Here is a 24,105-nt window from a genome sequence, read left to right as displayed (position 1 = left end):
CGATACGATGCGGGTAAAAAGTATTCAGTTTACGATTACAATGTCATTTATTTTTATTACCGTAACGGTCATGCTTATCGTTTCCTTGGTCCTTTATAATAAATTCGCCAAAACGGCAGAAGAGAGCGCCTTTCTGAATACGGCACAGGTGATTGAGCAAGTGCAATTCAACTTGGAGCAGTATATCAAGGGGATGTCGGATACATTTGAGGTCGTGGATGCCAAAATTGCGAGAAGCCGCGGCATCCCGTCGGACAAGCTGCTCGAACAGCTAGACACTATCGCTAGTACGCGTGAGGATATTGTGTCTATCCATCTGTTTACAGCGGATGGCGGGTTAGTCACAGGTGTGCCAACGACAGAGATGCGCAAAAATACACGGCTGCTCGAGCAGCCGTGGTTTCGGTCTGCCCTCGATAATCCGAACCATCTTACTTTTTCCTTACCGCATATCCAGAACCTATTCAAAGATCCATACAAGTGGGTGGTTTCCATGAGTAAAGGGGTCACGATCGAACAGAATGGGACTATGGTGGATGCGGTTATTTTGGTGGACATTAATTTCAAGACACTGGACGATGTGTTCCGTACGGTTTCGCTAGGGAAGAAAGGCTATGTCTATATCATTGACGATTCTGCTGGCAGCATTGTGTACCATCCGCAGCAGCAGCTTATTTATATTGGTCTAAAGTATGAAAATGTGGAGCAGGCGCTCAAATTTTCGTATGGCCGTTATATGGATATGAGCGAGGGGGAGTCGCGGTTAAACGTAGTGCGGACGGTCAATAACATCGGATGGAAAATTATTGGGGTGTCCTACCTCGATGAGATGGTGACAACACGCAAGGAAATCTCAACCTTCATGATCTGGCTGCTAGTGATCGTACTACTGTTTATTTTGTTGATTTCCGCCTTCATGTCTGCGCGTATTTCTCAGCCCATTAAACGATTGAAGAAGTCGATGGAGATGGTGGAGAAAGGACATTTCGACACCTATATTCATGTACGAGGAGCGGACGAGGTCGAACAGCTGTCACGGCGATTTAATTTGATGGTTTCCAGAGTCCGCGAGCTGATGAATCAGAGTATCGAGGAACAAGAAATAAAGCGGAAAAACGAGTTAGAGGTTCTCCAATCGCAGATTAATCCGCATTTTTTATACAATACACTCAATTCGGTCGTACGTATGGTTGGCAATGGGAGGAACGAAGAAGTTGTGACGACGATTACGTCGCTGTCGAAGTTTTTCCGTATCTCGCTGAGCAAAGGTAAAAACATTATTACCATCGGGGAAGAGATCGAGCATATTCGCAACTATTTGATCATCCAGAAGATGCGTTATAAGGACAAGTTTGAATACGAGATCCGCGTCCCAGAAGAGGTGCTTCCGTATAAAACGCTAAAGCTGATTCTTCAGCCTTTTGTGGAAAATGCGCTCTACCACGGGATCGAGTATATGGTCGATGAAGGATTGATTGAGATCATTGTCACGATGGAGAAAGGGAAGATTCTCTTCGAGATTCGAGATAATGGTGTCGGAATGTCAGAGGAAACCCTCAAGAGCATTTTGTCCGGGCAGGTAAAAAGTGAAAAGGGCTCCGGCGTCGGATTGCGAAATGTCCATGAGCGTATTCAGCTTTATTTCGGCATGGACTATGGGGTCCACGTGACTAGTGAGCTTGAGGAAGGAACCGTCGTTCAAATTACGATTCCAGCCTTACTGGATGAGGAAGGGGGAAGTGAAGGATGAAATTGAAACCACTAATGATCGCAATTCTCGTCGCTCTTCTTTCGATTTCCTCCTGCACCGAAAGTGTGGAAACCTTGCCAACCGAGCAGAAGAAACATCTGGAGGTCGTTCTCCGAAGTCAGGAAGGCGACTATTGGAAGACAGTAAAGTTGGGTGCAGAGGTCGCGGCGAAGGAATTTGATGTTGCACTGGATTTTCGGGCACCTGGTGATATGGCGGATGTGAAAGGGCAAATTGCCCTTATGGAGCAATCCATCTCGAGCGGTCCAGATGCAATTGTATTGGCAGCCAACGATTATAAAGAGTTATCTGCTGTCGTTGATGAAGCGGATAAAGCGCAAATTCCCGTCATTACGATCGATTCCGAGGTCGAGACGAAAAATGTACAGAGCTTCATTGGCGCAGATAACTATGAAGCGGGTCAGTTAGCGGGGAGGCAGCTGATCAAATTGATCGGCAAGAGCGGGCAAATTGCGATCGTTAGCTTTAAGCAAGGGGAGCGTAATACCGAGCTGCGGGAGAAAGGCTTGCTGGACGAAATTTCGAAGTATCCCGATGTCCAGGTGATCGAGAAGGTGTACAGCTTGACCGATCGTGAGCTTGCCGCTCAACTCACCTATGAGATTATCGATAAACATCCGGAGTTAGACGGGATCGTAGCGATGAGTGAAATTTCATCAAGTGGCGTCGCTAGCGCGGTTCAGAGTCGGGATTTGCAGGAAAAAGTGAAAATCATTACTTTTGATAGCACCTCCGAAGAACTTGAGCTTCTGCAAGAGGGTGTTATTCAAGCGACCATTATTCAAAATCCATTTAGTATCGGGTATTTGGGAGTGAAGAGTGCTGTTGAAGCTGTCCATGGTAAAAGTGTTCCAAAGCGTGTGGAGACAGGGATTAAGGCGATTGACCTAAGCAATATGTTCTGGTCGGACAATCAAAAGCTGCTATTCCCATTTATTAAGTGATTAAAAGTGATGAGAATTTCGATAGAAGACATGAGGATATTGCATTTGTTTATGTTCTTTGAACCATTATAGTAAGGAATGTAAACAAACAACATACCTTTTAGGGAGGGTCTTATCTTGAAAAAATTACTTACACTTGCCGTAGCAGGCGCATTGGTTGCAACCGTTGCAGGTTGTGGAAATAAAACAGAAACTCCAGCAACAACAACTTCCCCAGCAGCTTCCACAGGTGCAGCAGCAACAACAGCTCCAGCCGCTGGTAAAAAACCAACAATCGGTGTTGCGATCTATAAATTTGACGATACGTTCATGTCTGGTGTTCGTGCAGCAATCTCCGATGCAGCAAAAGATAAAGCGACTGTTGATATCGTAGATAGCCAAAACTCCCAACCAACACAAAACGATAAAGTTGACCTTTTCATCACGAAAAAAGTAAATGCACTTGCGATCAACGCAGTTGACCGTACAGCAGCTGGCGTTATCATCGATAAAGCAAAAACAGCAAACATTCCAGTTGTCTTCTTGAACCGTGAGCCGCTTGCTGACGACATGAAGAAATGGGACAAAGTTTACTACGTAGGCGCTAAAGCTGAGCAATCCGGAACTATGGAAGGCCAACTATTGGTTGACTACTTCAAAGCTCACCCAGAAGCTGACAAAAACAAAGACGGTAAAATCCAATACGTCATGCTTAAAGGCGAACCAGGACATCAAGATGCTGAGCTTCGCACGAAGTTCTCCATCCAAGCGATCACAGATGCTGGTATGGGTGTAGAAAAAGTAGCGGAAGATACAGCTATGTGGGACCGCGTTAAAGGTCAAGAGAAAATGGCAGCATTCCTAGCTTCCAGCGAAAGCAAAATCGAAGCTGTTCTTGCGAACAACGATGACATGGCGCTTGGTGCAATCGAAGCTTTGAAAGCAAAAGGCTATTTCAAAGACAACAAATTCCTTCCAGTTGTTGGTGTAGATGCAACAGCTCCAGCTATCCAAGCACTTACGGATGGAACGCTTCTAGGAACAGTTTTAAACGATGCGAAAAACCAAGGTGCAGCAACGACAAGCGTAGCAGCAGCTCTTGCAAATGGTCTTGTACCAAGCAAAGAAACAACTGGCTATGATGTAACTGATGGTAAATATGTTTGGATTTCCTACAAAAAAATCACAAAAGCTAACATGAACGAAGCGAAGTAATTGTGAGAATGGGCAAGAGAGGCGATATGTGAGTAACAATCGCGCTTTTGCCTTCCTTTTTTGGAAACCCGTGCAAAGATAAAGAGAAATAAGCTTCGAATTAAGGCTTCACTTTGTGGGGATTATCGTGAGCTGTAGGGGGAGTTACCATGACTGTACATGACTATTTATTGGAAATGAATCAAATCTCCAAAGAGTTCCCCGGCGTCAAAGCGCTGGATAACGTCACCCTCAAAGTTCGTCCAGGAAGCGTACATGCGCTGATGGGAGAGAACGGTGCGGGTAAATCGACGCTCATGAAATGCTTGTTCGGCATTTATAAGCCCGATGGTGGAGAAATTAAGCTTAATGGAGAAGTAGCTTCGATCACGAACTCCAAAGATGCATTAGCGAATGGTATTTCCATGATTCATCAAGAGCTACACCCCGTTCCACATCGCAATGTGATGGAGAACATTTGGTTAGGCAGATTCCCGCTAAAAGGTATCGGACCTTTGAAATTAGTGGACCACAAAAAAATGCGTACAGATACAGAGAGTTTGTTCAAACAACTCCAAATGGACATTAAGCCGGATACACTGGTCGGTACCTTATCGGTATCTAAAGTGCAATCCATTGAAATCGCCAAGGCTGTTTCTTTCAATTCGAAAGTCATTGTTATGGATGAGCCGACTTCATCACTTACGGGTAACGAAGTTGAGCAGTTGTTTCGCATCATTCGCGATCTGAAGAGCCGCGGTGTTTCGATCATCTATATTTCACATAAAATGGAAGAAATTTTGGAAATTTCGGACGAAGTAACGATTATGCGTGATGGTACCAAAATTGGTACATGGGCATCTTCCGAACTTACTACAGATATGATCATCTCGAAGATGGTTGGACGTGATTTGAAAGAGCGTTTCCCTGAGCGCAGTAATGTGCCAGAAGGCGTATTGATGAAGGTAGAGGACCTGACTTCGGTCGTTCCTAAATCGTTCAAGAATGTGTCTTTTGAGTTGAAAAAGGGTGAGATTCTCGGTGTTGGAGGCCTTGTTGGGGCACAACGGACTGAGTTGATTGAATCCTTGTTCGGGATGAGAGGTATTGCTTCAGGAAGTATCTCCATTCACGGAAAGCCGGTGAAGCTGAAATCGCCGATGGATGCGATCAAGCAGAAGATTGCTTTGCTGACGGAAGAGCGCCGAGTGACAGGTATTTTCCCTGTTTTATCGGTTTTGGAGAACACGGTCATTGCCAATTTGGGACGATACATGAATCCATTAGGCTTCATTCAGGAAGCAAAACGCAAAGCAGAAGTTAAACAAAGCATCGAAATGCTACGCGTGAAAACGCCGAATATGCATGCGCTGATTAAGAATTTGTCCGGTGGTAATCAACAAAAGGTTTTGCTGGCCAGATGGCTGTTAACAGAACCTGATGTACTTCTTCTCGATGAACCAACTCGGGGAATTGACGTAGGAGCGAAATTTGAGATTTACTCCATCATTGCTGACCTTGCGAAGCAAGGAAAAAGTATTATCATGATCTCTTCTGAAATGCCCGAGCTTCTTGGGATGTCAGACCGAATTATGGTTATGTGTGAGGGACGTCTTACGGGCATTGTAGAAGGAAATAAAGCAACAGAAGAAGAGATTATGCGCCTTGCTGCACAGCATATGGCATAATGGAGGGGGCCTAGAACCATGACTACAAAAACAGAAACATTGAAATCCAGAGACCTTAGCGGGTTCATTACCAAATACGCAATCTACATCGTACTAGTTGTTCTAGTTATTGGGATCGCGATTTATGATCCACGCTTTTTATCCGTAAGTATTCTGCGTGATATCTTATTGCAGTCTTCCACACGTGTCATTATCGCGTTGGGTGCAGCGTTCATTCTTATCACGGGCGGAACGGATTTATCCGCAGGGCGAATTGTTGGTTTAACCGCGGTAATCTCCGCTTCCATGCTACAGACGCAGGAATATGGCAGAAGATTTTTCCCAGACTTGCCGCACTTGCCATTGTTTGTTCCAATCATTATCGCGATTATCGCAGGTCTTGCAATCGGTTTGATCAACGGGATTGTCGTTGCGAAGCTTCGCGTTCCACCGTTCATCGCAACACTAGGAACGATGGTAGCCGTTTACGGAGCGAACTCCTTGTACTTCGATATGAAGCCGAACCAATCACAACCAATCGGTGGTCTTCGTCCTGACTTCAGTAGCCTAGGAACAGGTTCCATTGGTTCAAGCGCCACTTACTCGATTCCATACATCGTAATTTTCGCGATTGTTGTTTCGATCATTGTGTGGGTTGTATTTAACAAAACAAAACTTGGCAAATACATGTACGCTATCGGCGGAAACATTCATGCTGCAGTCGTTTCTGGTATTAACGTAAACCGTTACTTGATCTACATCTACGGTATTGCTGGTGCTCTTTACGGACTAGCAGGGGTGTTGGAAGCAGCTAGAACGGGCGGAGCTACGAATAACTACGGAAACATGTACGAGCTTGATGCGATCGCGGCTTGCGTAGTCGGCGGTGTGTCAACTTCCGGTGGTATCGGAACGGTGCCAGGTGTTCTTGCAGGGGTATTGATTTTCAGCGTTATTAACTACGGTTTGACGTTCATCGGAATTAGCCCATACTGGCAGTTGATTATCAAAGGTGTGATTATCGTTGCTGCGGTAGCGTTTGATATGCGGAAATATATGAATTCGAAGTAGGTTATGGAGGCTGTCGATTTTCTCGGCAGCCTTTTTTACTGAAAATATTGTAAGCGTTTACGTAAAAGTGGGGGGATTGACTATGAATACAAATCACAACAGGCCTGACTGGAAGAAGCGCCTTTTATTTATTTCGTTACAAACGAAGCTGGTGGGGGCTTTTGTTCTCGTCTCCTTGCTGGTTGGGATCACGAGCGGATTATCTTACATGTACATAAAAAAAGTGGACAACTCTTACACGGAGCTGCTCGATAAGAATGTGAGATTGCTCCAAGATGTATCAGAAATTAAAGAAAAAACACAAATGCAAACAAGTTTATTGTTTGGTTATGTGCTCGATCCGACGAAAGACAGGGAAAAGCGTCTAACGGATATGAACGCGACGCTCACTTCGATCATTACCAAAATGAAAGATACAGATGGAAATGAGGAGGAGCAATCCGCTGTTGGGTCCATGCTGGAGGCGAATCAAACCTTCGCTAGACTGGTTCAAAAGGTGATTGCTTACGGAGAAAAAGGCGATGCCTCCCTAGCGAAAGCGGAAGCTATGCAGTGGGCGATTCCAACAACGGAAACGCTGACACAGGCAGCGGCTAAAATAGAAGAGCTAGAGGCGGTCATCCAGGCTGATGCTTCTGCTCAAAATCATCAAACCGTTGTATCCACGATAAAGACGCTGATTTGGGTGAGCGGAGCAGCGTTAGTATTCGCATTAGTGATAGGTCTCTTGGTCTCGCGTTCTATTGTGGTGCCAGTGCGCTCCATGGTGAGAGCGGCAGAGCGAATCGCGAATTGCGATTTATCTGTCGGTGATATTGGGGTGAAAAGCCGTGACGAGCTGCGTGATTTGGCGACTGCGTTCAATCAGATGAAGGGCAATCTACAGGGCTTGATCCGCCAAGTTGGCAGCAGTGCGGAGCAGGTCGCTTCGGCTTCGGAAGAGCTTAGCGCAAATTCCAATCAGGTTAGTGAGCTATCGGAGCGGATCACGGGAACGATACAGATCATCTCGCAAGGGACCAATGCGCAGGTAGGCAGTGTACATCAAGGTGTTGCTATCATGGAGGAAATGTCAGCAGCGGTTACGCAGATTGCAAGTGTGACGCAAACGGCGAATAAGCAGTCTTTGTTTGCGCAGCAGGAGGCTGGGGAAGGTACTGCGGCGATTGAAACTGCAGTAACGCAGATGCAGGCTATTTATGGAAAGATGAAGGAGCTCGCTATCTCGGTCGATCGTTTAAGCGGTCGTTCGGAGAAAATCGTGAATGCGAACGCGATGATTGCTGGTATTGCGCGGCAGACGAATATGCTGGCGCTCAATGCTTCGATTGAAGCGGCACGCGCAGGCGCTGCAGGCAAGGGGTTTGCCGTGGTTGCGGAGGAAGTCCGCAAGCTCTCCATGCAGACCGGCGCAGCGGCGGAGGAAGTGGCTTCTCTTGTGACGAGTATCCAAGAGGAAACGAGGGGCGTTATGCGCTCCACCGAAGCGGGCAGCCGCGAGGTGGAGACGGGGCTTGAGGTTGTCGGCGAAGCGGGAGCGACGTTCCGCCGTATTCGTTCTGCGATGGACGAGGTCGCTCGTCAGATCGAGGAAGTGGCAGGCTGCTCGGAGGCTATCTCCGAGAAGACGCTCGTCGCTGTTGGCGTGATTCGCGCCATCGACGAAGTGGCGGGGCAGACCGCTGCGGGGGCGAAGAACGTCTCCGCTAACATCGAGGGGCAGTATGCGAGCATGGAGGAGATCGTGTCCTCTGCGACTGTGCTGAGCAGCATGGCTGCGGAGCTGCAGGGGTTGATTGGGCGGTTTCGGGTGTAAGGTAGGGGCTTAGAGGGCGTAAGAGCTGGAGTTCTTCCAGTTAATTTCCATGCAAGCTAGACTGCTCGGCTCAGTGAAATAGGCCAATCATAGACACGAAGGAAGTGTTGTGCAACAGGAAAAAAGGGCTGTCCTCAAGTAGATTAAATCTACTATTGAGGGACAGTCCTTTTTTCAATTTGTTGGTACAAAAGCGCTTGTTAGCTTTGGGGAAGAGAGTTTGGGTTGAGGCTAAATCACTCATGCAAAGCTATTCTTAGCTCTTTAGAATGAATAATCAATCCCGCAGATTGAATGAAATCAAATCCAAGAATGCCATCAATCGACATGCCGTAGTTCATCTCACCAATCTCAACTTCGAATCCTTGTAATGAAATATCCCCAATTCGAACAAAATCAAAACGTTTGGAATAGACAACCTCTACACCATCAACGCCTCTTATTGTACTTAAGAAATCTCCAGGTTCCACGTTAACTCCAATTGCATCTACAATATCTGCATTGAAAATAGTTCCTGCAGAGCCTGTATCCAGTAAAACATGCTTTAATATAAGCTCTTGACCTTGATAGCAAATGGTCACCGCTACAAATGGTAATCCATAGATCAGATCAATATTCATCTAGGTCCTCGTATGCCAGACCATTTTTCACGTAGTTGCAAATTTTCTCGTGAGGTGTGAAAAAAACCATATTCGCGATTGGGTTTCTCCCGATGAAGCTCGTAGTAGCGTTTCATAGCGATTTTTGAATCATCAAATCGGTCAATAACGGCTACTTCATCAATATACCAATAGCCTTCTTTTGAATGTGATACCAAAGCTTCACAGACTACCCATTCATCTGGGTATCGTTCTCGCACTTCTTCCCAACGCATCGTCCACACCTCCATTACATTCTCTTTTTTCATTATATCATAACTAAAAACGCATTTGAGATATGAACAAGAGTAAACAGATATGTATCATATGTTCTGCATATAATCCTATATGAATGGAGAAGAGAGGAGTTATTCCCTTTGATGGAAACCGCAAGTAAACTAATGAAATTATTTGTGATAACGAGTGGGGTCGTTGTATTTGATATTTTCATGCTTTCACCCGGATTTCTAGGCTTAGGAATCGGACGGAGTCCACTGCAAACGGCGTTCGCCGTATCCATTCTACTGGCAAGTACCCTAGTATTACTATTTGGCATTTACAACGTAGTCATGAAGCCAAACGTTCGACTCCCTGCGAAACAGATGAAGAGTCCAGAAGATCTGGAGGGTGCATTAAAACAATGCAAAGGTGTGAAATCTCTGGCCCAAGAAATCGCACTTGCCTTACACCAATTGGAGCGAATGCGCAAGAAACAAGAGACGCTACGCAGTGTTATCAGCCAGAGATTTGAACCGAGCGGACTCAGTTTTCAGAAATTTGCTTATACAACACAAGAGGTGGAGAAGTTATTTTTTCACAATATCCGGAGTATGATAAACCGTCTCCATGTGTTCGACGAAGAGGAGTTTCAAAGTATCGCCAAACAGAGCACAAGTCAGCTATCCCCCGAGCTTCTTCAAGAAAAACGAACCGTTTATAAAGCACATATTTCATTTATTAGAAGCGCCTTACATATGAATGAAGAAATTCTGCTCAAATTGGATAAGTTGCTGCTAGAAATGTCTCGATTGGATAGTTTAGAGGTTAAAGATATTGGGCAAATGCCAGGTATGCAAGAGATCGACGCTTTGATAAAGCAAACACAATTCTACAAATCGTAGAGGTGGTGCTCAAAAGATGAACAAAATGAAGTTCTTCCTGATCTCGTGCCTTTTTGTGGTTATTGTATTTATCGCCGTCTACGCTGGCGTTGCTTTCACGGCTAATTTGGGCAAATCCCCAAGTGAAGTTACAGCGGAGAATGCTGCAAAGCAATTGAACAAGATTTATGAGAAGATCTCAGTGGTGAACGGAACCCCGGTCAAAGGCCAAATTGATATTAATCCTGCAGATGTTGCTTCATCCTTGCCGGATATTTCGAAATTTCCAATAACCGTGAGTAATACGACAGATAATTTTGTGGAAATTTTCTCATCAACGGAGAAATCAGGCAGCGGTGTGGATGGTTGGTTAACGGATGTAGCCAATGAATTTAATAAAGCGCAAGTACTGGTAAACGGAAAGCCCGCATCTGTGAAAATACGAAATATTGCCTCAGGGACAGCGACGGACTATATCAAGTCAGGGAAATATGTGCCGGATGCATTTACACCTTCAAATGAGCTGTGGGGAGAGATGATTAAAGCAGGTGGACCGAAAATACAACTTGTCACGAAACGTCTTGTCGGTAATGTGCCAGGCATTGTGATTTCGAAGAAAAAATATGACGCCCTCGTTGCAAAATACGGATCGATCAGTGTAACTACAGTAACTCAAGCTATTTCAAATAATGAATTTGCTATGGGCTATACGGACCCTTTCGCGAGTTCAACCGGTCTCAATTTTCTTGTAACGGCACTAAGTACATTTGATAATAAAAATCCAATCAGTGAGAAGGCTGTTCTAGAATTCGAGAAATTCCAAACGAACGTGCCTTTTATCGCATCTACGACGATTCAAATGCGAGATGCGGCTAAGTCAGGAATGCTGGATGGCTTCGTGCTGGAATATCAGACCTTCCAGAATGCAGCGGAGCTCACGAATGACTATGTCTTTACTCCTTTTGGCTACAGACATGACAGTCCGCTCTATGCCATCGGTGATCTACCGGCAGCGAAGCTTGATGTAATTAAACAATTTGCAGAGTTTGTTACACAGGCAAGATATCAACAAGCAGCCAAGGATAAGGGGTTCAATGGGCTCGAAAATTACAAGAGTGAGCTCGCTGCCATAGATGGAAACACACTTTCTTCAGCGCAAAAGGTCTGGAAGGAAAAGAAGAATGGAAGCAAACCATTGGCAGCTGTTTTTGTCACGGATGTATCAGGCAGCATGGATGGCAAACCACTTAGTCGATTGAAAGAATCCTTGCTCAAAGGTCAGAAATACCTTGGAAAAGAAAATAGAATTGGTCTTGTGTCCTATGCCAATGGGGTGACGATCAATTTGCCAATTGCCAAGTATGATACCAATCAGCAATCGCTGTTTGTAGGTACCGTAGGTACTCTCCAAGCGGGAGGAGGTACAGCAACATTTGATGCTATCGTCGTTGCTATGAAAATGCTGGAAGAGTATATGACAGCAGACCCTAATGTTAAACCACTTATTTTCGTATTAAGTGATGGGGAGACCAATGCAGGTCATTCTCTGAAAGACATTAGATCGTTGATTGAGAAGTATCAAATTCCCATTTACACGATTGGTTACAATGCCGATATTCAAGCACTTCAGAGTATCTCGAGTATTAACGAGGCAGCGAGTATCAATGCGGACACGGATGATGTTGTTTATAAAATCAGTAATCTGCTTAACGTCCAGATGTAGGTTAACTTACCTTTTGAGGGGGAGCTACGATGTCATTCTCGATGGAAATTGCAGGCGACGAGGTGCTTAAAGCGGTTGTAGAGGAACAAGTGAAGCCAGTGCCAGAAGAAGTTGTGAAACTGAAAGCACAAGCAGAACATAATGTACAAACGATTATGGGGTTAGATTTGGATTCGCTGGAGAAGAAAAAGCATATTTTGGCGACAGTCGAAAATTTCGGCATCGAGACCATGCGAGCATCCTCACAGAAAAACGCTTTGCTCCAAGTAACGATTGGGAAACTTTCGAAGGCTGGCGATGAGGGAGGGATTGTTGCCAAAGGGCTGGGTGAACTTCAGCTGCAAATGAAGGATCTCGATCCTAGCGGGATCGACTTCGTTAAGCGCGGGTTTCTTGGAAAGTTTTTCAACCCACTGCGTTCCTATTTCCATCAGTTCGATAAGGCTGATATGGTTATCGCTGAGATCATCGAAACGCTGAATCAAGGGAAATTGGGCTTGAAGGATGACAATACAACACTACTTCTCGAACAGCATGCACTTCGCGAGCTTACCAAAAAGCTCCGTAAAGAGATTCAGTTAGTTTCCTTTATGGATGAGTCCATTGAGGCTCAGATCGCGCTCGCCAAAGCACGAAATGATGAACCTGAGAGGATTCAATTCATAACAGAAGAGGTGCTATTTCCACTTCGTCAGAGGACGTTGGATATGCAAGCGATGATGGCGGTCAATCAGCAAGGTTTCATTACCTTTGAGGTTGTCATCCGGAATAATAAGGAACTTATCCGTGGTGTGGATCGTGCAAGTACGGTAACGGTAGCAGCTCTACGCGTCGCAGTTACAGCAGCGAGTGCATTAGCCAATCAGCGAGTGGTGCTGAAACAACTTAATGCCTTGTACAATACTACAAATACGTTTATTGAACATACTGGGCAAATGTTGAAGCAACAAGGTGTGGATATACAAAAAGGCGCCATTGAGGCCAGCATTTCAGCAGAATCACTCAAAAAAGCATTCGCTGACAGCTTTGAGGCCTTGCAGGCGATCAGTACCTATAAGCAAGAAGCGCTTCCGAAAATGCGTGAAACGATTACCCAATTCCGAGAATTAGCGGAAACCGGAGAGAAACAGATTCTGCGGCTAGAAAGAGGCGCCGCTGTGGGGCTATAAGGGAACAAAAGGAACCTCAGACTTATAAAGTCTGAGGTTCCTTTTTGTTGTTTGAGATACTTACTGTGGATAACTTGAGTTATCTTTTAAAGAATTGAATCCTAGTCGCGGATTTCAACGATCAATTCAATTTCCACAGGCGTGTGGAAAGGAAGATCACTAGTACCGATCGCGGAGCGGGCATGTTTGCCGTTTTCGCCAAAGATTTCAACGAGGAAGTTAGACGCGCCATTGATGACATAAGGCTGGTCGCCAAAGCCAGGAGCGCTGTTGACGAAGCCGAGCATTTTTACGATTTTGACTACACGATCTAAATCACCTAAATAGCCTTTCATAACAGCCAAGCAGTTGATGATCGTTTGACGAGCTGCCTCTTGACCTTGCTCAATCGTGATTTCGCGGCCGAGTTTACCTTCATACATCAGCTCTCCGTTGATACGGCAATCTTGGCCAGACAAGTAAATCAAATTCCCTGTTTGGTTACATGGGAGATAAGTGAAACGTGCTTCTGGTGATGGGGGAAGCGTGATTCCAAGCTCTTGCAAACGTTGTTCAATAACGGACATATGAATGACCTCCAAGTCAAAGTTAGGTTTAAGTTTCGTTCTCATTTTCGTTCAAAAGATTAATGCCGGCAGCAATGCTGGGCGCGAATGAAACTGCCTTCCCGAGCATGTGTGTGGTGACCGCCGGTCAAAGATAAGGCGCCATTCACGACAACTTGCGAGATGCCATCCGGATATTGTCTCGGATTCTCGAAAGTCGCATGATCCTGAATGGTATCCGGATTAAACACCGCCACATCGGCGATGTAGCCAGGCACAATCAGCCCCCGCTTACCAAGCTTGAAGCGCTGGACAGGGAACGATGTCACTTTGCGCACCGCCTGTTCCAGGGTCAAGATGCGATTCTCGCGAACATACTTTGCAAATACACGAGGGAACGTCCCATATAAGCGTGGGTGCGGCTTCCCGGTATCACAAGTGAGACTATCGGATGCGATGAGCGATTTATCGTAAGCAACAACTTGCTTCACATCTTCGTTAGACATATGGAAGTAGACGATGGAGATTCGACCTTCTTCTTCCAAAAGGAGATCCATCATACATTCCGCTGGGTCTTGCCCGCGAATTTCGCTGATCTCGGCAAGGTGCTTGCCTTCGAGATGGCGATTGCGCTCCGAGTGCATAGCCGAAAGGAAAACACTTTGCCAACCTGTGGAACAGATCAGATTGTCCCACGTCGTCTGCTCGTGGCTCAATTCTTCGCGAACACGGGCGCGAAGTGAGGAATCGCGAAGCACTTCAAGCGCGCTCTCAATCCCGCCTTCGAGTACCCACGGAGGGAGAATCGTCGTTAATGAAGTAGATCCAGCGTTATACGGATACACATCACAAGTGACATCCATGCCACGAGAGCGTGCATCCTCAATCAGCTCCAGCGCATCAGTGATTTGGCCCCAATTGCGCTTGCCGGCTGCTTTGAGGTGAGAGATGTGAAGGGAAACGCCAGCTTTTTCGGCAATCCAGATAACTTCCTTTACAGATGGGAGCAGGTTGTTCCCTTCGCCACGAATGTGCGTGGAGAAAAGGCCGTTATACTTCGGCAAAACGGAGCATAGCTCCGCAATTTCTTCTTTGCTCGTGTAGCTGCCTGGCGCGTAGAGCAGCCCGATAGAGAAGCCAATTGCACCAGCCCGCAGGCCATCTTCGAGCATAGCCTTCATCTGTGCGATTTCTGGCTGGGTTGCTGGCCGATTGGCGAAGCCCATCACCGCAATACGCAATGCGCCATGCGCCACATAGGTAGCCATATGCTCAGATGGACGCGAGTTCGCGACAGCATCCATATATTCGGCAACCGATTCCCATGGCCATTGCCATTTGGTTTGACCTAGCACCGGCTGGACATAGCTTTGGAGCAGCTCAGCTTGAGAAGGAACGAAGGGAGCAGGAGCAAGTCCGCAGTTGCCTACGACCTCGGCCGTAACGCCTTGACGCATTTTGATTTCACTATGCGGGTAATCGAAGATCATCAGATCGGAATGGCAGTGACCATCTATAAAGCCAGGCGAGATCACTTGTTTGTTCACATCGATGACCTTCAAAGCATCCTCATGAAGCTGACCAACAGCGACGATCTGGTTGCCTTGGATGCCGACATCACCAGTAAACCAAGGATTTCCAGTGCCATCGACGATGCGTCCGTTTTTCAAAATAAGATCCAACATGATGGGGCACCTCCCAAATTTATTCCAGCTATTCCAGCATGCCTCGTGCAAGCACAGGCACGCGTTCAAATGTGTCTCCACGCTGCATGACAACATGATTATGCAGGTTAACCGTACTGCAAATATGATTCGGAATAATACGCAGCTGGTCGCCGACTTGCAGGTTGGCCGCTTGAGCCAGTGGGCCAAGCTCTACCATGCCATGCTCTTCGGTCATCCGCACGAGCAGGGCATCTTCCATGCCATGAATATGGCCGAACCCGCGCAGCTGCAAGGGATGCGTACCTGGCTGCACGTCGGTCGCGAAGGTTTTGCTGCCGCCGTCCACGATCGCTAGATCCACCGAAGGGCGGCTCACGACCGTGACAAGCATGCTGCCGGCGCAGTCCTCGAGCTCGCAGATGCCAAGCTGCGCCTGCATCCGGTCTTGATAGACGTAGGTGCCGGGGCGGACCTCCGTCACGCCTTCAACAGCCGCGGCATACAAGGCCGTCGGTGTGGAGCCTACGCTGACATCGGCGATGGCGATGTCAGCGGCTCTAAGGCGGTCAGCGAGGTCAACCATGAGCTGACCTTCTTCCCAGCCGGCGGCCGCCACGTCGAGCGTGGGCTTGCCGGCCAGCAAGGCGCCGCGGAACGTGTAGATGCCGGTAAGCCGTAGGTGCGGCATTTCCGCAATCTCCGCGGCGAGCGCGACTGCCGCCTCGTAAGGCACGCCGGTTCTGCGCAGCCCGGTGTCGATCTCGAGGCGAACCTGGAGCGTATGCCCATGCTTGGCCGCGGTCTGATCCATTAGTTGGGCGCCAGCTAAGCTGTCTACCCCAACAATTAGCTCGATCTGCTCGCTAAGGCGAATGGCGCGTTCAATTTTGCTCGTGGTCACGAGGGGATAAGCGATGAAAATATTGTGAATCCCGTACGCAGCCATAACCTCGGCTTCTGACACTTTTGCCACGGTTATGCCAATCGCACCGGCGTCAATTTGTTGCTGAGCAACAGAAGGGAGCTTATGTGTTTTGGCATGTGGACGCAGTTTTACACCATTTTGCCGAACACGTTCTGCCATGGTTGCTATATTCCGTGCCAAGATATCTGTATCAATAAGGACGCAAGGCGTTTCTAGGGAGATAGTCATAGGGATTCACTCTCTTTCGCGTTACTTTTTCCTTCTTCCAGATGGCTGTATAGGGTGTATTTGGAGATGTTGAGATACGTGCAAATTTTCTCGCCGCCTTTTTTAATCAGAAAAGCACCCTTGGCATCGAGAAGCTGAATCATGCGCATCTTATCCTCTTTGGTCATGACAGCAACGGGTTTGCCGATGACTTCCTGCGCTTCTTGAATAAGGGCATCCAGCAGGTCACTAACACTCGTAACGAAGGATTCTTTGATCTCCGTTTGCTCACCTGGGTTGATGAGGTTTTTCAATGTTTTCTCGGCGACCATGAGATCCGTGATGTCCATGTTGATGCAGAGTGAACCGATGATTTTGCCTGCTTTATTTTTCATATACATCGAGCTGGAGCGCAGAATGCGGCCGTCCTTCGTTTGGGTCAAATAGTTAAATTTGTTGCCGTTTACATGATTGCCTCGCAGCAGCTCAAGACCTAGATTCGTGCCGGGATCTCCGACTTTGCGTCCAGTGATGTGACCGTTTGCAATAGCCACGATGGTGCTTTCGTAAGAACCTGTCAAATCATGCAGTACGACCTCGCAGTTCTCACCGAATTGAGCGGCAAGCCCTGTCACCAGATCGCTCAAAAATCCGAATTCATCCTGAATGGATTCCATATTGGTTATCCCCCCTTACAGGTTGTAGGTTATTCTGAGCAAAATGGTAACACAAACTTTTCGATTGTCAAACAAAAAGTTTGTTAGACTAAAAAAAAGTATGATTTTCAAGTAGGGCTCATGATACTATGTTAAAAAGATCATGGTGTGTGGCATGCTAAGTGTTGCCAGAAGATGGATGACTAGAAGAATGGAGGATCTCCCATGAAACGGTGGTTTGCCAAATCACTTAATCGCAAGCTCTCATTGCTAATTTTATTCGCTGTTGTTTTGCCACTTCTTACGATGGGAACGGTCTCCTATCGGATTGCAACCTCGGTGACGGAGGATAAAGCGAAGCAATCAGGGATGAACACCCTGAAGCAGATGACAGATAAGCTTGACTTTGTTATTCAGGACGTCGAGAACATGTCGATCTTTCTGATCGGACAGCGGGACGTCCAGGCCTACTTGGGCAAAGAAGAAAGCGATATCAATCTGTATTCGCAGCTTATCGGGACCCTATGGAACTTATCCTATTCCAAAAAGTATATTGCGAACATTACGATTACGCCGAAAAACAGTAATCCTGTGTTATATACAACGACGATTACGAATTCAGGCTTAGCGCCCCTTTTGCAACAGTACGAAACTACGAATAAATCAGCACCCAAATGGTGGTCGCCGCTCTATGACATTCAAACCTCCGACGGTTTACGAAAGGTGATTTCACTGGTCAGACCGATTCGGGATTTCAGCCTATTCAAAACATTGGGCATCGTATCGTTCTCCCTAGATCAATCGGAGATTGAGCATTATTTGACGGATGCAGGCTGGGAAACGAGCGGATTTGTGGTCTTGGTAGACGCGAATAATCGCATCATTGCTGGCGGTGATCCGAAATGGTTAATGAAGAATATGGCCGATGTATTCCCCAACCTGCAGGGACTTACGGATACAAGCGGTGTGTCGAGTGTTCTGCAAGGAATGCATCCGTATACGGTCCTCTACAACGGACTACCACGTGTGGGTTGGAAATTAGTCGGATTCATTCCGACTGAAATTTATCAAAAGCAAAATGGATTCGTTCTGACCGTAACGGCTGTCACCATCATCATTGCGCTCTTGCTGGCGATGGCTCTAGTCATTTATTTCTTGCGATGGGTAACGAATCCGCTCATGAAATTGACCAAATATCTAAAAGATCTGAATCCTGACGAGATGATTCCGACGTTTGAAGTGAAAAGCGTGGATGAGGTGGGTCTGCTTGTTCACAGTTACAATAAGCTAAGTGACCGTATCAGCCGTCTGAAGGACCAAGTCCAGCTCAATGAGGCGATGAAGAAGGAAGCGGACATTATGGCGCTGCAAGCACAGATTAATCCGCACTTTTTATATAACACATTGTCGTCTATTCACTGGATTGCCTTGATGAATAAGGATCGACAAATTGCCGAGATGGTCGGTGCACTCAGTGATTTCTTGCGTTTTAGCTTAAATAAGGGGGAAGAGTATTGTGTCGTTCAGCAGGAGGTTTCCCATGCACGGAATTATGCGTACATTCAGGCGATTCGATTCCCTGATCAGTTCGAGATAGAATTCTTTATCGACCCTGAAATGACGCAAAATGTGATGTTGAAGCTGCTGCTTCAGCCCTTGATAGAGAACAGCTTGATTCACGGCATTCAGAAGAAGAAAACGAAAGGACACATTTATGTGCACGGCGAGCTGCGGGAGCATGATATGAAATTCGTTGTGGAAGATACGGGGATCGGGATGGATGAATTGAAGCTGAGAGATATACATGGACAGCTGGCTTTGGCTAATCAGAAGCTAGGTATCCGAAGTGAAGCGGATGAAGAGAGGAAGAAGGTTGTGACCAGTTATGGACTCATTAATGTGCATCGCAGGTTGCTGCTGCATTACGGTGCGGGGTCGGGCCTTGTTCTGGAGAGTACGCTGGGTACAGGTACCCGCATTACATTCACTATTCCTCGTGAGATTGGAGAGTCATCAGTATGAGAATTTTAATTGTGGATGATGAGGTTATTATCCGAACGGCCCTATGTACCGTTATCGATTGGAAAGAGCTTGGCTTGGAACTGCTGCCTGCCGCTTCTTCCGCGGAAGAGGCTTTAGAGCGCATTCCGCAGGAGAAGCCGCATATTGTATTAACCGATATTCGGATGTCAGGGATGGACGGCATCGAGCTTGCCCGGGAAATAAAACTCATTTTACCGGATACGGAGATCATTATTCTCACAGGGTATGACGACTTCAGCTATGCACAGCAAGCTTTGCGCGGCGGTGTAACGGACTATTTGCTGAAAACAAGCCGTCCTGAGGAGATCATCAAAGCGGCTTTGAAAGCGAAGCAGAACATCATGGATAAATGGGAGTCGGTGAAGCAGGATAACCTCCAGCAGGCTGCTCTTCGTTCACAATTGCTAGATAGGGCTTTGAATCGTGGCTTACACGATGATGAGGAGTCGCGCACACAGCTTCACCAATGGTTTCGCAAAAATGGCGTCGACCCCTCAGAGGATGATGGTGCGGGGATTGCAAGGCAGATGCTTCTCGTATCCTGTTCAGGCTGGGTGACGTTCGCTGATCTTCTACAAGGAGCCGCAGAGAATATGTTGTACGAGCTTCTCCCTTGTGTGACGCTGATGAATAAGGATCATTTCGTCTTGGTCATCCGATACGAAGCGGGTGTAACGGATGCCGAGGGACTAAGTAAAGCGCTCCAGCGTGTCACCGAAACGCTGAAATGTGCGGTTTTTGCATCGCTTGGGCCTGTTGCACACGATGATGAAGGGCTGCGTGAGTCCTATCGCGCCGCCAAGGAGGTTTTCGCCTACCAGGGTCTGTTAGGCTCAACAGGGCTTTACACCCCCCAAGATATTCGAGATCGAAGCGGGAGCCGTACGGTTTGCACGGAGAAAGAGGAGACGGAGCTTGCTGCGATCCTTATGAATGATAACGCGACGGACCTTAGGCACTGGGTTAATCTAAAGGTTCGTACACAGCTCGAGGATACTGCGGCTACACCGCTTTCTGTGCAAGGATACTTACAGTCCATGGTGGTAGCCGGACATCGTTGGTTAGAGAGAGCCAGTACTTCACAGCAGGACCTGTCGGCACTAAGCGCACTATCCAAGCTTGATGGAGAGGGACGTCCTGAAGAAGAAGTATTCAAGGTGCTGTCAGCGATTATGAGCATGTTCCACCAGGGGCTCGATCAGAATAAATATGCGTACATCCATAAAGCGATTGCTTATATTCGAGATAATCTACATCAACCGATTTCACTGCAGCAAGTGGCAGGATTCGTGCATATCAATCCTAATCATTTCAGTGAGGTATTTAAGCGGGAAACTGGTTGCACGTATCTAGAGTTCGTTACACGGGAACGTATGAAGTTAGCAACGGACATTGTGCAAAGCACGCAAATGAAAGTAAGCGATATTGCTAGACGAGTGGGCTATGAGGATATTAAATACTTTACCCAACAGTTCAAAAAGCACACGGGAAGAACGCCGTCAGAATATCGACAAGGAGGTAAAGACTGAAAAATGTCCCCCTTCGCGCCGAAGTCTCTCCCGTACCTCATCAGTGGAATGTCCCCTATACTGAAGGAGTAACGAAGAAAGCTTGCAAGATGAGGGGCTAGTTGCTACGAAACTTTTAGGAGGTCCGAACGAATGAAAAAGTCATTTATCGTTACAATGGCGGCTGCGATGTCACTTTCGCTGTTAGCAGGTTGTGGGTCGAATGGAACAGATGGGGCGAAAGAAAGCACGGCACCAACTAAAACAGAAACAGCGAAACCTGGTGAAAAAGTTAAGCTATCTATCTGGCACAACTATACAGGCGAAGATACACGTGCCAAAACGATGCGCGAATATATGGAAAAGTTCAAGAAGGATCATCCGAATGTGGAGCTGGATATTCAAGGGATTCCACCCGATGGGTACCGTCCGCGTCTTAAAACCGTAGCAGCAGCGAATGAAATGCCGGACCTATTCGTTATGTGGCCAGGTGTGATGACGAAGGAGTTCGTCGGTGGCGACTTGATCCAACCGATCAATGAGCTGCTTGATAGCAAAGCGGAGTGGAAGGGCAACTTTATGCCAGGTTCCTTCGATGATTTCACGATTTCTGGCAAAACCTACGCAGCACCAATGGCCTTATCGCCAACATCAATTCTTTATTACAACAAAGAAATCTTCAACAAATATAACGCACAACCACCGAAAACATGGGACGACATGATGAAGCTGGTGGATACGTTCAAAAAGAATAACGTAACGCCAATCGCGCTTGGTAACAAAGCGGCATGGGTTGCACAATCCAGTATTCTAAGTTCACTAGCGGACCGTGTAACAGGAACGGAGTGGTTCTTGAAGGCTGTTGATCAAAATGGTGCGAAGTTTACGGATCCTGAATTCGTTCAATCCTTAACGTACCTGCAACAGCTTGGCAAAGCTGGCGCTTTCCAAGAAGGCTTCAACAGCATTGATAACACACAAATGGAGCAAATGTTTGCGCAAGGGAAAGCAGCGATGATGATCGATGGCGGTTGGGCACTGCCTAACTTAGCAGCGAGCGCCTCCAAAGAAGCACTAGCGAACATGGCAGTTGTGGTATTGCCATCCGTACCGAATGGTAAGGGTGATCCGAACACACTATCCGGTGTTGTTGGAACAGGTTTAGGCATGAGTAAAAAAGTAACTGGCGCGAAAAAAGCAGCTGCTTATGAATTGATCTATGCTTTGTCAGGTCCTGAAGCACAGAAAGCTATTTTGGAAGGCAATCAGCTTGTAAGCTACAAAGTAGCTTTGGATACTACGAAAGTAACTTCCCTTTTCGCAGAGGTTTACAAAATGATGGGCACCGTGAAAATGACGCCTGTATATGACGGCAGACTGAGCTCATCAAGTGCAGACGTGGTGAACAATGGACTTCAAGAGCTTCTGATGGGCGCTAAGCCAGAGGATATTGCTAAGAAAGTACAAGAAGCACAAGCGAAAGCTATAGGTAAATAAAGAAAGGCCAAAGGACTCCAGCCTCAGTTCGGCTGGAGCCTTTTTTCCAAAAAAAGCTTACAAGGAGGGGCATCATGAACGTGTCCGCAAGAATGAGAGGATTCATCACCATAGGGCTCCTTCCAGCCTTAATCATCTATTTGTTTTTTGTTGTCGTTCCACTGTTTTGGTCGGCGTACTATGGCTTTTTTGATTGGAAAGGCATTGGCGCAGCGAAGTTTATTGGTATGGATAACTATTTCGAAGTATTTACGGATCCGATCTTCTGGAAAGCTTTTAAAAACAACATGCTTATCGTTGCCGCTTCTGTCTTTGGGCAAGTACCGATAGCCATGATTCTAGCGCTTCTCTTGATGCGCAGCACGCCATTTCAACGTATTATTCGAGCTTCTGTCTTCATGCCCATGGTATTGTCCTCTGTCGTTGTCGGGATTATCTGGGGATACATTTACCACCCGCAAATCGGTATTCTGAACTTCTTGCTAGATGGTGTCGGCCTTGATAGCTGGAAGAAAGCTTGGCTTTCCGATCCGAAAGTATCGATGTTCGCGCTCATGGTGCCGATCATCTGGAATTATATTGGTCCTTACATGATTATGTTCATTGCTGCATTACAAAATATTTCTCCTGAAATTGAAGATGCTGCCCAGCTGGATGGCGTCGGACCGGTACGTAAACTTTTTGCTGTCACACTGCCTATGATTTGGGATACGGTGAAGGTGGCGATCGTGCTTTGTATTTCGGGGTCCTTGAAGGCGTTCGATCTGATTTATGTCATGACAGGCGGAGGCCCTGCACATTCCACGGAATTGCTGGCTTCCTATATGTATAACAGTACCTTCAATGTGTATCGTTTCGGATTCGGTAGTGCCCTTTCCACGGCGATTATTATTCTTAGCCTGCTCTTGATTGTGGGCAGTCAGTATCTAATGAAGCGAGACTATCGTTAATACCAATAATTCGTTCAGGAGGGACATCTATGAAGCAGGTTGTAGTGATGCAAACGGGTTTTCCCGCTGGAGCTAAACAACGTAAAATATGGACGCGCGGTGCCATCAATGCCGTTCTTTCCTTATATGCACTGGTCACGTTGTATCCATTAATATGGTTATTTATTAGTGCCGTTAAATCAAATGAAGAGTTCTATTCCCGGCCTTTTCTGCTGCCAACCGTATGGAAGTGGGATAACCTGGTCCGCGCATGGAAAGTTTCGGGAATGGGACTCTCCTTATGGAATTCTACCGTAGTTACGGTGGCTTCCTTAGTGCTAACGCTGATTCTAGGCGCATTGGCGGCCTTTGTTATCGCGCGGTTTGAGTTTAAATTGAAGGCATTTTTCACCGGCTTGTTCCTGCTAGGCATGCTCATTCCGATTCATAGCACGCTCGTACCACTCTTTATTATCATGAAAAAAATAGGGCTGTTGAATACGTATGGTGCACTTATTTTGCCTTATGTCGCATTTGAATTGCCATTAGCAATCTTCATTGTAGCTGCATACTTAGTCAGTATTCCAAAAGAAATCGAAGAGGCAGCGCTGATTGATGGTACGGGCTACTGGGGCATTTTCTTCCGCATGATGCTACCGCTAAGTGTACCTGCGCTATCAACTGTTGCCATTCTGGGCTTTTTACGGTTTTGGAATGACTTCGCATTTGCCCTTGTCTTCATTAGTAAGCCTGCACTCAAAACCGTACCACTTAGCTTATCCGCCTTTGCAACGGGCTACATGACCGATTACGAATTAACGATGGCTGCACTAGCGATTGCTGTGCTTCCAACGATTATTGTGTTCTTGCTGTTCCAAGAGCAGATTATGAAGGGCATGACGGCTGGTGCTGTGAAAGGGTAAAGGGCAACCACCGGCATCTCGATGCCGGAAACTCCGGAAATCATGGGAACACGGTGACTCTGGTACCCCGGCAACCCAGGCAACCCAGGAAACCCGGTGACCTCGGCAACCCGGAAACCCTGGCCTCCCCCCC

Annotated in this window: 20 protein-coding genes; 14 read left to right on the top strand and 6 right to left on the bottom strand. The window is 46.8% G+C overall.

What is annotated here, in order from left to right; translation table 11 throughout:
• Positions 1-7: 7 nt before the first annotated feature.
• The 6 genes from AC58QG_RS35790 (at position 8) to AC58QG_RS35765 (ending at position 8,442) form a co-directional block, all read left to right on the top strand.
• Positions 8-1,750, top strand: coding sequence for a sensor histidine kinase family protein (locus AC58QG_RS35790; protein ID WP_497366733.1), 1,743 nt, complete (start codon positions 8-10; stop codon positions 1,748-1,750).
• Positions 1,747-2,715 carry a substrate-binding domain-containing protein gene (locus AC58QG_RS35785; protein ID WP_497366718.1) on the top strand — a complete coding sequence of 323 codons (969 nt, stop codon included), beginning with the start codon at positions 1,747-1,749 and terminating at the stop codon, positions 2,713-2,715. The genes AC58QG_RS35790 and AC58QG_RS35785 overlap by 4 nt, the downstream gene beginning before the upstream one ends.
• A 117-nt stretch (positions 2,716-2,832) precedes the next feature.
• Entirely contained in the window at positions 2,833-3,909 is a 1,077-nt protein-coding gene (locus AC58QG_RS35780; protein WP_497366717.1) for a galactose ABC transporter substrate-binding protein, read from the top strand.
• A 149-nt stretch (positions 3,910-4,058) separates the two neighbouring features.
• Complete coding sequence (locus AC58QG_RS35775) at positions 4,059-5,576, top strand: sugar ABC transporter ATP-binding protein (protein ID WP_497366716.1); 1,518 nt, start codon at positions 4,059-4,061, stop codon at positions 5,574-5,576.
• An 18-nt stretch (positions 5,577-5,594) separates the two neighbouring features.
• Positions 5,595-6,626 (top strand): galactose/methyl galactoside ABC transporter permease MglC, encoded by a 1,032-nt coding sequence (mglC, locus tag AC58QG_RS35770; protein ID WP_497366715.1) that lies wholly within the window; start codon positions 5,595-5,597, stop codon positions 6,624-6,626.
• 82 nt (positions 6,627-6,708) lie between these two features.
• The gene (locus AC58QG_RS35765) at positions 6,709-8,442 is read left to right on the top strand and encodes a methyl-accepting chemotaxis protein (protein ID WP_497366714.1); all 1,734 of its coding nucleotides are present in this window, start codon (positions 6,709-6,711) and stop codon (positions 8,440-8,442) included.
• 236 nt (positions 8,443-8,678) lie between these two features.
• Here AC58QG_RS35765 and AC58QG_RS35760 read toward each other — a convergent pair whose 3' ends face one another.
• Positions 8,679-9,062: a retropepsin-like aspartic protease gene (locus AC58QG_RS35760; protein WP_497366713.1), complete on the bottom strand. Its 384-nt coding sequence runs from the start codon at positions 9,060-9,062 to the stop codon at positions 8,679-8,681.
• The gene (locus AC58QG_RS35755; protein WP_497366712.1) at positions 9,059-9,316 is read right to left on the bottom strand and encodes a hypothetical protein; all 258 of its coding nucleotides are present in this window, start codon (positions 9,314-9,316) and stop codon (positions 9,059-9,061) included. Before AC58QG_RS35755 ends, AC58QG_RS35760 begins: the two co-directional genes overlap by 4 nt.
• Positions 9,317-9,457: 141 nt before the next feature.
• Here AC58QG_RS35755 and AC58QG_RS35750 point away from each other — a divergent pair, with 141 nt between their 5' ends.
• The 3 genes from AC58QG_RS35750 to AC58QG_RS35740 are packed head-to-tail and all read left to right on the top strand — an operon-like array spanning position 9,458 to position 13,072.
• Positions 9,458-10,201: a hypothetical protein gene (locus AC58QG_RS35750; protein ID WP_497366711.1), complete on the top strand. Its 744-nt coding sequence runs from the start codon at positions 9,458-9,460 to the stop codon at positions 10,199-10,201.
• Positions 10,202-10,217: 16 nt separating this feature from the next.
• Positions 10,218-11,903: a vWA domain-containing protein gene (locus tag AC58QG_RS35745; protein ID WP_497366710.1), complete on the top strand. Its 1,686-nt coding sequence runs from the start codon at positions 10,218-10,220 to the stop codon at positions 11,901-11,903.
• 29 nt (positions 11,904-11,932) lie between these two features.
• A complete protein-coding gene (locus AC58QG_RS35740; protein WP_497366709.1) occupies positions 11,933-13,072 on the top strand; it encodes a toxic anion resistance protein in 1,140 nt (379 codons plus the stop codon).
• 101 nt (positions 13,073-13,173) lie between these two features.
• Here AC58QG_RS35740 and AC58QG_RS35735 read toward each other — a convergent pair whose 3' ends face one another.
• Genes AC58QG_RS35735 through AC58QG_RS35720 form a run of 4 tightly spaced genes read right to left on the bottom strand, consistent with a single transcriptional unit; the run spans position 13,174 to position 17,093 of the window.
• Positions 13,174-13,638: a RidA family protein gene (locus AC58QG_RS35735; RefSeq protein WP_497366708.1), complete on the bottom strand. Its 465-nt coding sequence runs from the start codon at positions 13,636-13,638 to the stop codon at positions 13,174-13,176.
• A gap of 59 nt (positions 13,639-13,697) precedes the next feature.
• Positions 13,698-15,302: an N-acyl-D-amino-acid deacylase family protein gene (locus AC58QG_RS35730; protein ID WP_497366707.1), complete on the bottom strand. Its 1,605-nt coding sequence runs from the start codon at positions 15,300-15,302 to the stop codon at positions 13,698-13,700.
• A gap of 28 nt (positions 15,303-15,330) precedes the next feature.
• Positions 15,331-16,437, bottom strand: a complete 1,107-nt coding sequence (locus AC58QG_RS35725; protein WP_497366706.1) for an alanine racemase — start codon at positions 16,435-16,437, stop codon at positions 15,331-15,333.
• A complete protein-coding gene (locus AC58QG_RS35720) occupies positions 16,434-17,093 on the bottom strand; it encodes a helix-turn-helix transcriptional regulator (protein WP_497366705.1) in 660 nt (219 codons plus the stop codon). Before AC58QG_RS35720 ends, AC58QG_RS35725 begins: the two co-directional genes overlap by 4 nt.
• A gap of 204 nt (positions 17,094-17,297) precedes the next feature.
• Between AC58QG_RS35720 and AC58QG_RS35715 the strand changes: the two genes are divergently transcribed.
• The 5 genes from AC58QG_RS35715 to AC58QG_RS35695 all read left to right on the top strand — a co-directional run bounded on the left by AC58QG_RS35715 (position 17,298) and on the right by AC58QG_RS35695 (position 23,972).
• The gene (locus AC58QG_RS35715) at positions 17,298-19,094 is read left to right on the top strand and encodes a cache domain-containing sensor histidine kinase (RefSeq protein WP_497366704.1); all 1,797 of its coding nucleotides are present in this window, start codon (positions 17,298-17,300) and stop codon (positions 19,092-19,094) included.
• Positions 19,091-20,644 carry a response regulator gene (locus AC58QG_RS35710; RefSeq protein ID WP_497366703.1) on the top strand — a complete coding sequence of 518 codons (1,554 nt, stop codon included), beginning with the start codon at positions 19,091-19,093 and terminating at the stop codon, positions 20,642-20,644. Before AC58QG_RS35715 ends, AC58QG_RS35710 begins: the two co-directional genes overlap by 4 nt.
• A gap of 132 nt (positions 20,645-20,776) precedes the next feature.
• Positions 20,777-22,120 (top strand): extracellular solute-binding protein, encoded by a 1,344-nt coding sequence (locus AC58QG_RS35705; RefSeq protein WP_497366702.1) that lies wholly within the window; start codon positions 20,777-20,779, stop codon positions 22,118-22,120.
• 74 nt (positions 22,121-22,194) lie between these two features.
• Positions 22,195-23,070 carry a carbohydrate ABC transporter permease gene (locus AC58QG_RS35700; protein ID WP_497366701.1) on the top strand — a complete coding sequence of 292 codons (876 nt, stop codon included), beginning with the start codon at positions 22,195-22,197 and terminating at the stop codon, positions 23,068-23,070.
• A 47-nt stretch (positions 23,071-23,117) separates the two neighbouring features.
• Positions 23,118-23,972: a carbohydrate ABC transporter permease gene (locus AC58QG_RS35695; protein WP_497366732.1), complete on the top strand. Its 855-nt coding sequence runs from the start codon at positions 23,118-23,120 to the stop codon at positions 23,970-23,972.
• The last annotated feature ends 133 nt before the right edge of the window (positions 23,973-24,105 follow it).

Source organism: Paenibacillus sp. J22P169, assembly GCF_059691995.1.
Note: the sequence above shows the minus strand (reverse complement) of the source record. Positions and strands in the feature narration are given on the sequence as shown.